The organism is Pseudomonas sp. G.S.17 (genome assembly GCF_038096165.1).
Classification (GTDB): Bacteria; Pseudomonadota; Gammaproteobacteria; order Pseudomonadales; family Pseudomonadaceae; genus Aquipseudomonas.
Genome location: NZ_CP151076.1, coordinates 2,980,189 through 2,993,545, shown reverse-complemented (window position 1 = coordinate 2,993,545; position 13,357 = coordinate 2,980,189). Strand labels below are relative to the sequence as shown.

Below are 13,357 nucleotides of genomic sequence, written 5' to 3'. Positions count from 1 at the left end.
TATGCGCCACGATGAATTTGTTGCTGCTTTGCAGGGCAGCTGAGGGCCAGATTCTCGTCCAACCCTCCATACCTGGCGATCCGGTCAGGTTTTAGTTTGGCCTACCTGGCTCAGTCACTGAGCGTAATCGTTTGCGGCGGCTTCACGGTGGTCCTGCGTCCCAGTATCACGGTGCCTACCACGCCAGCAGCAAATAGCCAGGTGATAGGTTCTATGTGCTCGCCGAACCACAGCGCCGAGAAGGCAATGGTGAAGAAAATCTGCAGCAGTTGCACCTGACCGACCCTGGCGATCCCGCCCATGGCCAACCCGGCGTACCAGGCGAAGAAACCGATGAATTGCGAGAACAGGGTGACGTATCCGAACGCCCACAATGTTGGTGCACTGATTGGCCCCTGATGCTGGAAAGCCAAGTACAACACAGGGCCCAGCAGCACCGGGAATGCCAGCACCAATGCCCAGCAGATTACTTGCCAGCCACCCATCTCCCGCGCCAGTCTTCCTCCTTCGGCATAACCCAGGCCACCGAGGGCAATGGCTGCCAGCATCAGCAAGTCGCCGCTGCTGATGCTGCCGGCACCCTGAATCAACGCGTAGGTCAGCACCAGCGCGCTACCCAGCGCGGCGCAGGCCCAGAATGCTTTGGACGGACGCTCATGGGACAACCAGGCGGCGTACATGGCCACGATCAGCGGCTGCAGGCCGTTAACCAGTGCGCCGTGGGATGAGGGCAGCGTTTGCATCGCCCATGCCGAGAGAACAGGGAAACCGACGATGACCCCAAGGATGACAAAGAGCAGACCTTTGAACTGCTTCAAGGTCGGCCATTGTTCACGCCTCAACAGCAACAGCGCTGCCGCCGGAATCGCGGCCACCAGCGCGCGGCCGAGGCCGTTAAGCAGAGGGTGAATTTCCTCGACCACGATGCGGGTCATGGGCAGGGTCAGGCTGAAAATTATAACGCCAAGCAGGCCGAGGGCCATGCCAGTGTTATCACGGGAGGTCATAAAGGGCTCGTTGGTCAGGTAATTCGGACGCCCATTTAGCCACAGCGCGCGAGGCGCGCAGCGTTACAGAGACAGGCAGAGTGAGCCGTACACTTTGAGATAGGTCAGGTTGGCGGCGAATGGCTTGTTTGAGATTACGGCTGTTCTTGCCAGCTCGATCAGCGGCTCAATGACGATCGGCAATTTGCACAGCAATGTCATGTGTCCAGGAACAATGTCGAGGAAGCGCCTTGGAAAGGTGTTTGATCATATCCCCCCCGGGGGGATAGAGTGCCAGCCTGAATCATTCAGACCTGAGGCTCAAACCATGAGTGAGCACGACCACCCCCATGGCCACACGCATTTGTCTCATGAGGCCGTTATAAAGCGCCTGAAGCGGGCCGACGGTCATTTGCGCGGCATCATCGCCATGATTGAAGAAGGCCGCGAGTGTGTGGATATCGCCCAGCAGCTTCACGCGGTAGAGAAAGCGGTATGCCAAGCCAAACGCACGTTGATTCAGGATCACATCGATCACTGCCTTGAAGACACCGTAGGTTCACTCGCAAAAGGCGAGCGGGCACCGCTGGAAGCCTTCAAGCAAATCACTAAATACCTGTAGGTCTTGCATGCCGAACTTTGTCGAATTGTTGCAGCAAGGTGGTTCGCACGCCTGGCTGTATTTCCCCAGTGCCATCTTGCTGGGAGCGTTGCACGGGCTTGAGCCGGGGCACTCCAAAACCATGATGGCGGCATTCATTGTGGCCATCCGGGGTTCCGTCAAGCAGGCAGTGCTGCTGGGGCTCGCAGCCACGCTGTCGCATACCGCCGTCGTCTGGTTGGTGGCCATTGGTGGGATGTATCTAGGCCAGGGTCTGGATGCTGAAACCACAGAGCCTTACTTCCAGCTCGCATCTTCTGCTCTGATCATTGCCATTGCACTATGGATGCTGTGGCGCACATGGCGTGGTGAGCAGCTGTATAAGTTCGAAGAGGCAAACGGTGCTAATGATAACCACCATGGCCATGACGAAACACACCGCATTGACACGGGGCACGGGCGCGTCGAATTGTCGATTTTCGAACAGGGCGTACCTCCTCACTGGCGCTTGAAGGCTCTGTCTGGACACGGCTGGAGCGCGGACGAAGTCGTGGTCCATACCGCTCGACCGGACGGTGTGACGCAACAATTCAGGTTCGTGCAGCAGGACGGTTTTCTCCAGTCGCCAGATACGATACCGGAACCGCATGAGTTCAGCGCCCGGCTCAGCCTGAGGCACGCAAGCCACTGCCACGACTACGACCTGAACTTCAAAGAACACGATCATAACCATAACCACGGCGATCTGGACGGATTAAGCCTGACCGCTGAGGGTTACCAGGACGCCCATGAAAAGGCCCATGCCAACGATATTCGCAAGCGCTTCACCAATCGTGAGGTGAGCAACGGTCAGATCCTGATGTTTGGCCTCACCGGGGGGCTGATCCCTTGCCCGGCAGCGATCACCGTGCTGCTGCTCTGCTTGCAAGTGAAGCAGACCACACTGGGGGCTGTGATGGTGCTTTGCTTCAGCCTCGGCCTCGCGATTACCTTGGTCACCGTTGGCGCTGTCGCCGCCATCGGCGCTCGAAAAGCTTCAAATCGTTTCCCCTGGCTCAATGCCGCCGCTCGACGGGCACCTTACCTCTCCAGCGTGTTGATCATCTGCGTAGGCGTGTATGTGGGCATCAACGGCTGGATCGGCCTGCACTCGTGAGATGACTCGGTGTTCAAGGTAATCCACTATCTGGGCCTTTTTGTAGTTCCGATTGAGGAAGTCAATGAACACCCGCTACTTGGGTGCCCGATGGCCACATGAGATGGGTTAACTAACAACCCATGGTGGCTGATGTAAACCACCAATCGCTCAGCTCAGATCCAGGCGTTTAAGTCGAGACGCCAACGTCGTGGGCTTTATGCCCAGCAGCTCTGCGGCGCCTTCCTTACCAAAAAGTTTGCCCTTGGTTGCGGCCAGCGCAGCCTGCAGGTTGCTTCGTTCAAGCTCGCGAATCTGCGCGTCGGTCATGATGGTCTGGCGGTCAATAGCCTGGGAGTTGCTGTTCTGCGTGGCCGACTCATCCGGCAGGTCCAGGTTCAGGTCCGCACCAATCGAAGTGATCAACGCGCGCTCGATCACGTTTTGCAGTTCGCGGATATTCCCCGGCCATGAATAGCGTTGCAGCTGCTCGATGTCGCTGTTGCGCAGGCGGCGCCCAGGCATGTTCAGACGCTTGCCGGTCTGTTTGAGGAAATGTGCGGCCAGCGGCGCAATATCGATCGGTCGCTCGCGTAGCGCAGGCGACTGGATAGGAAAAACATTGAGCCGGAAATACAGGTCTTCGCGAAAGTTTTTCGCGACGATTTCCTGACGCAGATCCCTGTTGGTTGCGGCAATGATCCGCACATCGACTTTACGGGTACGTTCTTCACCGACCCGTTCGAACTGGCCTTCCTGCAGCACACGCAGCAGTTTGCTTTGCAGCTCCAGCGGGATTTCACCGATTTCGTCGAGAAACAATGTGCCGCCATCGGCCAGTTCGAAGCGGCCAACGCGATCCCGTACCGCGCCAGTAAACGCGCCGCGAATGTGCCCGAAGAATTCGCTTTCGAACAGTTCGGCGGGAATCGCTGCACAGTTGACTCGTATCAGCGGGCTGGCATTGCGGCGGCTGGCCTGGTGGATCGCGCGGGCAATCAGTTCCTTGCCGGTACCCGACTCGCCGTTGATCAGCACGCTGGCATCGGTGGGCGCGACCACGTCGATCTGCTTGATGATTTTCTTGATCGGCTCGCTCTGGCCGACGATCTCGCGGAAGTTGTGCTCGATGTGGATCTCTTCCTGCAAATAGGCGTTTTGTTCTTCGAGCCGATCCTTGAGCACCTTGAGTTCTTCCAGGGCGTTTTGTAGCTGGATTTCGGTGCTGCGCCGCTCGGTGATATCGCGAAACACCACCACCGCGCCGACGATTCGGCCCTCGGAAATCACTGGAGTACTGGTGAATTCCACCGGAAACGAACTGCCGTCGCGCCGCCAGAACACTTCCTGGCGTCCCTCATGCACCACACCGTCGCGCACGGCTTTATAAATCGGACATTCTTCGACCGGGTAATGGCTGCCGTCGGCGTGAGTATGATGGTGGATGCGATGGATGTTCTTGCCGATCATGTCCTGCGGTTCCCAACCCAGCATGCGCGCGCCGGCCGGGTTGACGAAGGTGGCCAGGCCTTCGCTGTCAATGCTGTAGATGCCGTCGCCCACCGAACTGAGCAGCAACTGGTTATCGCGCTCGCTTTCCTGGAACAGGTTGAGAATGTTGCGCCACTCGATCAGCCCGCCGCGCATGGTGCGCTCGGTATGGGCCTGGTCGCGCTGGTACTTCTCATGACTCAACTCGCGCAGCACCAGGATCAGTTGCTGTTCACCCTTGATTTGCAGGGTTGTAGCGGAAATTTCCAGCTCGATGCGTTCGCCGCTCTTGCAGTTGCAGCTCAGCTCTTCGGTCCAGCCGCGACCTTTATCCATCACCGCCTGGGTGAATACGATCAGGTCGGCTAGCTGATGGCCGAACAGCTTGCTCACTGGCAGTTCCAGTAATTCCTGACGCGGGTAGCCGAGCAACTTGCAGGCGGCGATGTTCAGGTCGCCCAGGCGATCGGAGAACGGGTTAAGCAGCGCGATGGCTTCGGCGCAATGTTCGAACACCATGTGCCGCGACGAATACGCCAGATCGGCCCAACCGCTGAGAGAGTCTGTTTCAGTCATGGCTACGAGATCTCGTGATTTGTCGCTACGAATATTCGTGTTTCTACGGGAATCCGTGCTTCGCCGATAGCATCAGAAGCGGGATTAAAAACCGGATCAGATGAGTAATCCAAGCAGAATCAACAGGTTACCCACGCATAAACCCCGGTTTTATTTTCTGGCACGGCGTTCGCTCTATCTCTTGCAACCCGGCAGCCAACACCGGCTGACGTTCAAGCACGCAGAAACTGGAGAGCGACACTATGCCAACCGTGGACATCCCCCATTACAAAGACGGCGACTTCCTGGTCAATTACGAAGAGAAAGTCTTCGAGGACGTCAAAGCCGAGCCCGGCGAAAAAGTCCTGATCACCTTCCACACTATTGCATTCGAGGGTTCCATCGGCCTGGTCAACATGCTTCAGGCCAAGCGCCTGCTGCGCAAAGGCTTCGAAACCAAGATTCTGCTGTACGGACCGGGTGTGCAGCTGGGCGTGCAACGCGGCTTCCCGACCCTGGGCGCCGAAGCGTTTCCCGGTCATCTGGCGGTGAACAAGCAGCTCATCCAGTTCATGGAGGAGGGCGGCGAGGTCTACGCCTGCCGCTTCGCGTTGCAGGCGCTGTACGGCCAGACCGAAAAAGCCCTGATCGAAGGGATCCGCCCTATCAACCCGCTGGACGTGATGGACCTGCGTCTGCTGATGCGCCGTGAAGGCGCGATGATCATCGATACCTGGACTGCTTGAGTCACCGACACCCTGTAGGCGCGAGCTTGCTCGCGATGGCGGCGCGCCTGAAACACCGCGTCCCCGGCATCGCAGGCAAGCCAGCTCCCACAGACCCGCATCGATCTTCCGAGCACTACTGACCTCAGGACCCATCATGGCCATCATTCGCGCAGCCGCCGTACAGATCAGCCCGGTGCTTTACAGCCGCGAAGGCACCGTGGACAAGGTCTGCCAACAGATCATCGCCCTCGGCCGACAAGGCGTGCAGTTCGCCGTGTTTCCGGAAACGGTGGTGCCTTATTACCCGTATTTTTCATTTGTGCAGCCCGCATTTGCCATGGGCGCACAACACCTCAAATTGCTTGATCAATCCGTTACCGTGCCGTCCGCCGCCACGCTGGCAATTGGTGAAGCGTGCAAGCAAGCGGCAATGGTCGTCTCCATCGGCGTCAATGAACGCGATGGCGGCACGATCTACAACGCGCAATTACTGTTCGATGCCGACGGCAGCTTGATTCAGCATCGTCGCAAAATTACCCCGACTTACCACGAGCGCATGGTCTGGGGGCGGGGCGATGGTTCGGGCCTGCGCGCCATCGATAGCGCGGTCGGACGCATCGGTTCCCTGGCGTGCTGGGAGCATTACAACCCGCTGGCCCGCTACGCCTTGATGGCGGACGGCGAGCAGATTCATGCCGCGATGTTTCCCGGCTCACTGGTGGGCGACGTCTTTGCCGAGCAGATCGAAGTTACCATCCGCCATCACGCTTTGGAGTCCGGCTGTTTTGTGGTGAATGCCACCGCGTGGCTGGATGCCGATCAACAGGGCCAGATTATGCAGGACACCGGTTGCGGTCTCGGGCCGATCTCGGGCGGTTGCTTCACCGCGATCGTGTCGCCTGAGGGCAAGTTGCTCGGCGAGCCGCTGCGTTCCGGGGAGGGCGTGGTGATCGCCGACCTCGATCTGGCGTTGATCGACAAGCGCAAACGGATGATGGATTCCGTCGGGCATTACAGCCGCCCGGAACTGCTCAGCCTGCTGATTGACCGCACGCCGACGGCTCATGTGCATGAACGCGGCGCGCACTTTACGGCGCTGGCCACCGAGGAGTTCGATCATGCAAACCAATGAATTGCTGGCCGAGTTGCAATGTCATGGCGTGCGTTGGCCCGCCGCGCAAAACGGCTTGTCCCGGCAAGGCGGCGCGGGGCCCTCGGACCACAAGGCGCTGAGTTTTGGCAGCCGGACCATGATGGTGCCGATCCTCAATCAGGCTTCGCAGGATTCACCTTATCGAGCGCAACCCAGCGCCGATGGCAGCCAGGCGCTGATCTTTCGCGAAGGCTTGCAGGTGGGGCAGGTGCAGATGCCCGGCGTGCCGAAGTTCTACGGGTTGAGCACTGCCGATGGCATTCCTTACTGGAAAATCGCCACGCTGCACAGCAGCGATGTACTCGCGACAACGGTGTTGCAGCACTGCATTCGTTTCAATGATCGCGGCAGTTCCTGCCAGTTTTGCGCCATCGGCCAATCGTTGGCGGCGGGCAAGACTATCGCCCGTAAACGTCCGCAGCAACTGGCGGAAGTAGCAAAAGCAGCAGTGGAACTTGATGGCGTCAAGCACATGGTGATGACCACCGGCACGCCGCAAACCCCGGACCGTGGCGCGGCGATCTTGTGTGAGTCCGCAGCGGCTGTGACGGCTGCGGTCGCTCTGCCAATTCAGGCGCAATGCGAGCCGCCGGACGATGACCGCTGGTTTCAGCGCCTGGCCGACAGCGGCGTGGTGTCGCTGGGCATGCACCTGGAAGCCGTCACCGAGCAAGTGCGCCAACGCATCATGCCGGGCAAGGCCGAAGTGCCCCTGAGTCGCTATTTCGAGGCCTTCAGCGCGGCGGTCGAAGTGTTCGGTCGCGGCCAGGTCAGCACCTACATTCTCGCCGGACTGGGTGACAGCGAAGCCGCCATCAGCGAGATGAGTGAGCGTTTATGCGCGTTGGGCGTGTACCCATTTGTGGTGCCCTTCGTGCCCATCGACGGCACACCATTGGCTCATCACCCAAAACCCGACAGCGCAATGATGGCCCGTTTGTATCCGCAGATCGGTGCGAGCCTGCGTCGGCACGGTTTGCACTCGGATCAGATCAACGCCGGTTGCGCCAAATGCGGCGCGTGCTCGGCCCTGAAAAGCTACGAATAAGCCGGAGAACTCCCATGCCGAATCTTGCCTTTGCCTTGGTCGACAGCACGTTCGAACCGTTCCGTGCGGGTGAATTGCTGGTCAAGCCCGCCAGCGAACACTGGGAGAAACAGGCCTATTTCGCCCTGCGGCGCGCGGTGTTCTCCGATGAGCAACAACTGCTGGTGCAAGACAAGGACAGCCATGATTTCCAAGCGATTGCTATCGTTGCCCTGGCCGGCAACTGCGGGATTGCCGATCAGGTAGTCGGCGCAGTGCGCATCTATCAACCGGAGCCGGGCCTTTGGTTCGGCGGGCGTTTGTGTGTGGCCCCGGCGTATCGGCGGCACAGCATGATTGGCCGGGCGCTGGTCAACGAAGCGGTGTCGCGGGCCAAAGACCTGGGTTGCGAAGTGTTTCGCGCCACGGTGCAGGCGCAGAACGAAAGCTATTTCCATGGCCTGCATTGGCAAACCCTCGAACACCTTGAATTACTCGGCCAACCACATTGCCTGATGCTGGCGGATCTGCCGAGCTACCCATTGATGCCGCGCCAGGTGTCGTTGCGTGCGCTGAAGGTGGCTCGCCATGAATGATCTGACTGCGCTGCTCGACACCTTGCGCAACACCCCGGCGATGCGTTCGAAACAGGCGATCCAGCAACCGGCCGCCGTTATCGGCAGCACACAACAAGCACTGACCCGCGAGCAGCTTTACGCCTTGCCCGGCGATGATACGGCGGCGATTGCCTGTGGCGATCATTTTCAGCTGCTGGCCATCGAAGGCATGTTGCCGGCGTTCGTCGAGTCGGCGCCGTGGTTTGCCGGGTGGTCAGCGGTTATGGCCAACGTCAGCGATATCACCGCCATGGGCGGTCGTGCGACGGCGGTGGTCAACGCGTATTGGCATCACGACAACTCAGCTGCACACGAACTGCTGGCAGGTATTCGTGCGGCCTGTGAAGCCTATGGCTTGTTGCTGGCCGGTGGGCACACCAGCCTCGCGACCGGTAACCCGACAGCTCTGGCGGTAGCGATTACCGGCACTGCACAAACCTTGTTGTCGACCTTGCATGTCGCGCCCGGTCAGGTGATCGCCATGGCGGTGGACCTTGAAGGCGCATGGCATGGCGACAGCGCCTATTGGAAAGCCTTTGAAGGTGTATCGGCCGAACGCCTGCGCAGCAAGCTCGACGTACTGCCGCGCCTGGCCGAAGCCCGATTGCTGCGGGCGGCCAAGGACATCAGCAACGCCGGCGTGCTTGGCAGTCTATTGATGCTGCTGGAAACCACTGGCTGCGGTGCGACCATCGACTTGGCGGCGATGCCATGTCCGCCGGATGTCGACCTCGCGCGCTGGCTCCAGGTGTTCCCCAGCTACGGCTTTTTGATGACGCTGGATAAGTGTGACTGGGCGCTCGTGCAGGCCGCATTTGCCTTCGAAGGCGTGCGTTGTGAGCGCATCGGCGAGGTGGATGCCAGCGGCGCGTTGAACGTCCAGCTCTGCGACCAGTGCGGCGAATTCTGGGACCTGCATCAGCAGGCGTTTACCGGCTTCAGCTACCCCCATCTTGATTTGACCCCTTTAAACCTTGATCAACAGGAGCACTGACATGCCCGCCGTCAATTTCAAAATTCGCTGGCCCAATGGCAAGGAAGCGACCGATTATTCACCTTCGACGGTGATTTATCAATACCTGGAGGAGGGCGCCAGCTACCCGCTGACGGACTTTCTGCAACGCGTTGAAAGCGCGTTGAACAACGCCTCGGAACGGGTCAAGGAGGTCAAGGGATTCTATTGCATCTCCGCCATGGACACCTTGAGTTCGCTCAAGGGGCAGGCCAGCTATCTGGTCGAGCCGGACGTTGCTGCCGGACAGGTAGAAATTCTCAGCATGCGAACCGAAGGCGCCGGGCAGGTGATCGGTGCGGGCTGGAGTTCATTCTGAGTGCCTGATTTTTCTTTAACGTTTTTGACCTCGATGACCGGAGCTGCGTATGACTAGCCACCTCACTTCAATCAAACCATCACACCACAGCGTGATCGTCGTCGGCGGCGGCCAGGCCGGGTTATCCGCCAGCTATTACCTGCAACAGCACGGGATTGATCATCTGGTGTTGGAGAAACACAGCGTGACCCACACCTGGCGTAATCAGCGCTGGGACGCCTTCAGTCTGGTAACCCCCAACTGGCAGTGCGCGTTGCCGGGCTACAGCTACACCGATGAATTCAAGGGCACCGACCCGCACGGCTTCATGAAGAAGGACGAGATCAACCAATACCTGGCCGGCTTCGTTCAGTCAGTCAATGCGCCAGTTCGGGAAGGCGTCGCCGTGCAACGGGTAATCCCTCGCGCAGCAGGTGGTTTCGAGGTGCACACCTCGCAAGGCGAGTTCAGCGCCGATCAGGTGATTGTCGCGTCGGGCGGTTATCACACGCCGATCATCCCGCGTCTGGCGGAACGTTTGCCAGCGGGTGTTCACCAGTTTCATTCCGAGCAATACCGCAATCCGCAGGCGTTGCCCGCGGGCAATGTACTGGTCGTCGGCTCCGGCCAATCGGGTGCGCAAATCGCTGAAGATTTGCACCTGGCCGGGCGCAAGGTCTATCTGGCCGTGGGTGATGCGCCGCGTTGTGCACGCTTCTACCGTGGCAAGGACGTGGTCGATTGGCTCGCTGAAATGGGTTACTACGAGATTGGCGTCGACACGCATCCGCTGCGTGAAGGCGTGCGCGACAACACCAATCACTACGTCACCGGGCGCGACGGTGGGCGCGACATTGATCTGCGCAATTTCGCTGGTGAAGGCATGGAGTTGGTCGGTCGCCTTGAGGGGTTGCAAGGCACGCGGCTTCAGTTCGCCAACAATCTGGCCGAGAGCCTGGACAGCGCCGATGCGGTCTACAACCGGATCAACGGCTCGATCGACAAGTACATCGAGCAGCACTCGATTGATGTTCCGCCCGGTGAGCGTTATCAGCCAACCTGGGTGCCAGAGCAGGTGCGCAGCGAACTGGACCTGATTGACGAGGGAATCACCAGCATCATCTGGTGCATCGGCTTCAGCCCGGACTTTACCTGGGTCGAGGCGCCAGTTTTCAACGGTCGCGGCCATCCCGGGCACCAACGCGGAATTACCTCGCAGGCAGGCTTGTACTTTCTTGGATTGCCATGGCTGTACACCTGGGGCTCGGGGCGTTTTTCGGGAGTGGCACAAGATGCGCGGTATCTGGTGGAGCATCTCGGTGCTTTGCATCACCAGAGTCCGGCTATCCATTCAAGGCGAGTGCTCAATTAATCCTGATCTGGCCCCGGTATATCGCGAAAAACACTAACCCCGGGCTTCTGTTGCTTCTATCGTTGAATCCAAAGCCAAGCAATGGAGATGGCGAGTGCCTGAGGAATTGAGCGTTACTGGCTCCTGAACATATCCAACTGATGACTGGTCGCTTTTGGCAAGACTGGCCGAATACGACGGTGCCTTCGGGAGCCTGTGCTTGTTCTTCAGTATTGCCGCTGACATCGGAGCTGCCCATGAAGCCTATCGCCGTTGCTGCCTCTCTGTGCCTGGTCATGGTCCTTGGGGCCTGTGCACCGTATGCGCCGTACCGAACCCAAAACACTTTGTGCGAAACAAATAAGGCAGATTGCTCGAACGCAATTCTGCAATGGCACGCCGGCACGAGCACCTCTCCAGGCGACTATTTTCTTGGCTTCGTCGAGTTCAACGATCAGGGCGATCTATGGCAGCGTCAGGGGATGGAGGCCGTAATCAATCACCTGAATACTGAGGCCGCTGCCAAGGACTTACTGATAGTGGTTTTCGTCCATGGCTGGCACCACTCGGCAGAGGAGGGCGATGGCAATATCAACACGTTCCGTACCGTGCTGGCTAGCGTAGCTATGGCAGAGGCGGCCTCTGGGCGACCTGCCCGGGAGGTCGCTGGCGTTTATGTCGGCTGGCGTGGTGATTCTCTGGCGCTAGGTCCGATTAACAACGTGACATTCTGGGATCGCAAGAATACTGCTGAGAAGGTGGGCCACGGGGAAGTCACTGAACTGCTCAGCCGAATAGAGCTAATCAAGCGTACCCAGGACAGCAAGGCCCGCGATGCTGCATTCGAAGCCAAGAGTCAGAGCAGCGCCGGGAGCACCCAGTCAACTGATGAAAACCGCTGCGGAAAAGTTATCGCCGCAGGACAGGACGTAACCAGTCAAACCAAACTGGTTGTCATCGGCCACAGCTTTGGCGGGCTGGTGGTGCAGTCATCCATTGGGCAGATCCTCGAGGATCGTGCCATACGCACCAAAGGGGGTGACTACGGCTGTCAGCTTGACGTGGAGGGCTTCGGCAACCTGGTGGTGCTGATAAATCCGGCGTTCGAAGCCCAGCGCTACTCAGGCTTGCACGATATCGCTTCCCACCGCACCTGGTTCCCCGCGCAGCAGTTGCCAGTAGAAGTGATACTCACCTCCAAGGCGGACGATGCCACCGGAGTATTGTTCCCCTTGGGCCGACGCTTTAACACGGTGTTCGAGAGAGATGGTTGGGACGAGAAGAACCTCACAACGGTCGGGCATTACCAGCCCTACATCACCCATGAGTTATACAAGGCAGCGCCTGGCAAACCCGATACACAACCACTCGTGAAAGCCTGGGCAGCTGGTGGGCAACCGAGTACACGGTTAACGATTGCCGGCCTGACTCTAGAACGCACCCAGTTGGGAGATCGAAATCCCTATATGAACGTGAGCGTGAGCGGTGACTTGATCAAGGACCACAACGATATCGGCGAGCCGCAAATCATTGAATTCCTCAAGCAGATGATTCTGCTATCGGCTCTTCCTGAAAATGACCGGCATTTCATAGAGACCAAAAGGCAATGATAGGGTCGCCAAAGGTGAAATCGGCCGGGCAATTGGGGGCAATTGCCCGGTCAAGCGGCTAATCAATCAAGCCACTTCGGCGGGGGTTTTCTGCTTCTAAAATTGCGCAAGCTTTATCATCCCGCTTTCTCTATGGTCGGTGTAGTAGGGGACTTCAATCCTGGATAAATCAAATTCGCCATCCTCCTTCATGGGGATTTTAAATTTGGATATTCCTTTGTGAGCCTGAACCTCCGCATTGTCTTTGTACGGATCGCGCAGATCAGCCTGGTACTCGATTGTCAGTATCAGATAGTGTCCGCCTTGGGTCAGGAAGCCCCCGGTGCTGTGGGAAATGGTGAATTCGGTCTCAAACTCCACGCCCAGTGTCGACCAAGTCTGGAAGATATACATTTCTCCCTCATTGGAATCCTGAAGGGGGTTCCCATTGCGATTTCGTCTTTGAGCGGTACCTTTCCAACGACCATTGATGTTAGGCAGGGAAATCCCCAATAACAGGCGAGCCTGGTCATTTTTCCAGAGATCGAGCTCAACCCTCCTGACCAGAAACAGATAAATCACAACGGCCGCCGGAGCCGATAAAGCTATCGATGCACCCCAATACTCGGTGATCCAGGCGAATATCGAAGCAATGGTGCCTACTATCACGCTCGCCCCGGCAGCCAGCTTGTAAAGCACCTGAGTACGCTCTGTGGAGTTGAGCAAATCATTAACGGAGTAGGTGTGTAGCGACATGTCTGCGTCCTCGTTGTCGTCTTGCGCCTAAGGCGCATGGGATTTGCTAGACGACAGA

General features: G+C 58.4%; 13 protein-coding genes. 10 read left to right on the top strand and 3 right to left on the bottom strand.

The window, feature by feature from the left end:
- Positions 1-110 precede the first annotated feature (110 nt).
- Positions 111-1,007: a DMT family transporter gene (locus AABC73_RS13825; protein WP_341524058.1), complete on the bottom strand. Its 897-nt coding sequence runs from the start codon at positions 1,005-1,007 to the stop codon at positions 111-113.
- 307 nt (positions 1,008-1,314) lie between these two features.
- Between AABC73_RS13825 and AABC73_RS13820 the strand changes: the two genes are divergently transcribed.
- Positions 1,315-1,608 (top strand): metal-sensing transcriptional repressor, encoded by a 294-nt coding sequence (locus AABC73_RS13820; RefSeq protein ID WP_341524057.1) that lies wholly within the window; start codon positions 1,315-1,317, stop codon positions 1,606-1,608.
- 7 nt (positions 1,609-1,615) lie between these two features.
- The gene (locus AABC73_RS13815; RefSeq protein WP_341524056.1) at positions 1,616-2,743 is read left to right on the top strand and encodes a nickel/cobalt efflux protein RcnA; all 1,128 of its coding nucleotides are present in this window, start codon (positions 1,616-1,618) and stop codon (positions 2,741-2,743) included.
- A 150-nt stretch (positions 2,744-2,893) separates the two neighbouring features.
- Here AABC73_RS13815 and AABC73_RS13810 read toward each other — a convergent pair whose 3' ends face one another.
- The gene (locus AABC73_RS13810; RefSeq protein ID WP_341524055.1) at positions 2,894-4,789 is read right to left on the bottom strand and encodes a sigma 54-interacting transcriptional regulator; all 1,896 of its coding nucleotides are present in this window, start codon (positions 4,787-4,789) and stop codon (positions 2,894-2,896) included.
- A 242-nt stretch (positions 4,790-5,031) separates the two neighbouring features.
- Between AABC73_RS13810 and AABC73_RS13805 the strand changes: the two genes are divergently transcribed.
- The 8 genes from AABC73_RS13805 (at position 5,032) to AABC73_RS13770 (ending at position 12,564) form a co-directional block, all read left to right on the top strand.
- The gene (locus tag AABC73_RS13805) at positions 5,032-5,514 is read left to right on the top strand and encodes an MSMEG_0572/Sll0783 family nitrogen starvation response protein (RefSeq protein ID WP_025859346.1); all 483 of its coding nucleotides are present in this window, start codon (positions 5,032-5,034) and stop codon (positions 5,512-5,514) included.
- Between the two features lie 136 nt (positions 5,515-5,650).
- Positions 5,651-6,628 (top strand): Nit6803 family nitrilase, encoded by a 978-nt coding sequence (locus tag AABC73_RS13800; RefSeq protein ID WP_341524054.1) that lies wholly within the window; start codon positions 5,651-5,653, stop codon positions 6,626-6,628.
- A complete protein-coding gene (locus AABC73_RS13795; RefSeq protein ID WP_341524053.1) occupies positions 6,615-7,697 on the top strand; it encodes an MSMEG_0568 family radical SAM protein in 1,083 nt (360 codons plus the stop codon). Before AABC73_RS13800 ends, AABC73_RS13795 begins: the two co-directional genes overlap by 14 nt.
- Before the next feature lie 14 nt (positions 7,698-7,711).
- Positions 7,712-8,272 (top strand): MSMEG_0567/Sll0786 family nitrogen starvation N-acetyltransferase, encoded by a 561-nt coding sequence (locus AABC73_RS13790; RefSeq protein WP_341524052.1) that lies wholly within the window; start codon positions 7,712-7,714, stop codon positions 8,270-8,272.
- A complete protein-coding gene (locus tag AABC73_RS13785; RefSeq protein ID WP_341524051.1) occupies positions 8,265-9,287 on the top strand; it encodes a sll0787 family AIR synthase-like protein in 1,023 nt (340 codons plus the stop codon). The genes AABC73_RS13790 and AABC73_RS13785 overlap by 8 nt, the downstream gene beginning before the upstream one ends.
- A 1-nt stretch (position 9,288) precedes the next feature.
- Positions 9,289-9,624 carry an MSMEG_0570 family nitrogen starvation response protein gene (locus tag AABC73_RS13780; RefSeq protein ID WP_341524050.1) on the top strand — a complete coding sequence of 112 codons (336 nt, stop codon included), beginning with the start codon at positions 9,289-9,291 and terminating at the stop codon, positions 9,622-9,624.
- Positions 9,625-9,673: 49 nt separating this feature from the next.
- Positions 9,674-10,975, top strand: coding sequence for an MSMEG_0569 family flavin-dependent oxidoreductase (locus AABC73_RS13775; RefSeq protein WP_341524049.1), 1,302 nt, complete (start codon positions 9,674-9,676; stop codon positions 10,973-10,975).
- Between the two features lie 236 nt (positions 10,976-11,211).
- Complete coding sequence (locus AABC73_RS13770) at positions 11,212-12,564, top strand: hypothetical protein (RefSeq protein ID WP_341524048.1); 1,353 nt, start codon at positions 11,212-11,214, stop codon at positions 12,562-12,564.
- Positions 12,565-12,660: 96 nt separating this feature from the next.
- Here AABC73_RS13770 and AABC73_RS13765 read toward each other — a convergent pair whose 3' ends face one another.
- Positions 12,661-13,299, bottom strand: a complete 639-nt coding sequence (locus tag AABC73_RS13765) for a hypothetical protein (protein WP_341524047.1) — start codon at positions 13,297-13,299, stop codon at positions 12,661-12,663.
- Positions 13,300-13,357: the final 58 nt, after the last annotated feature.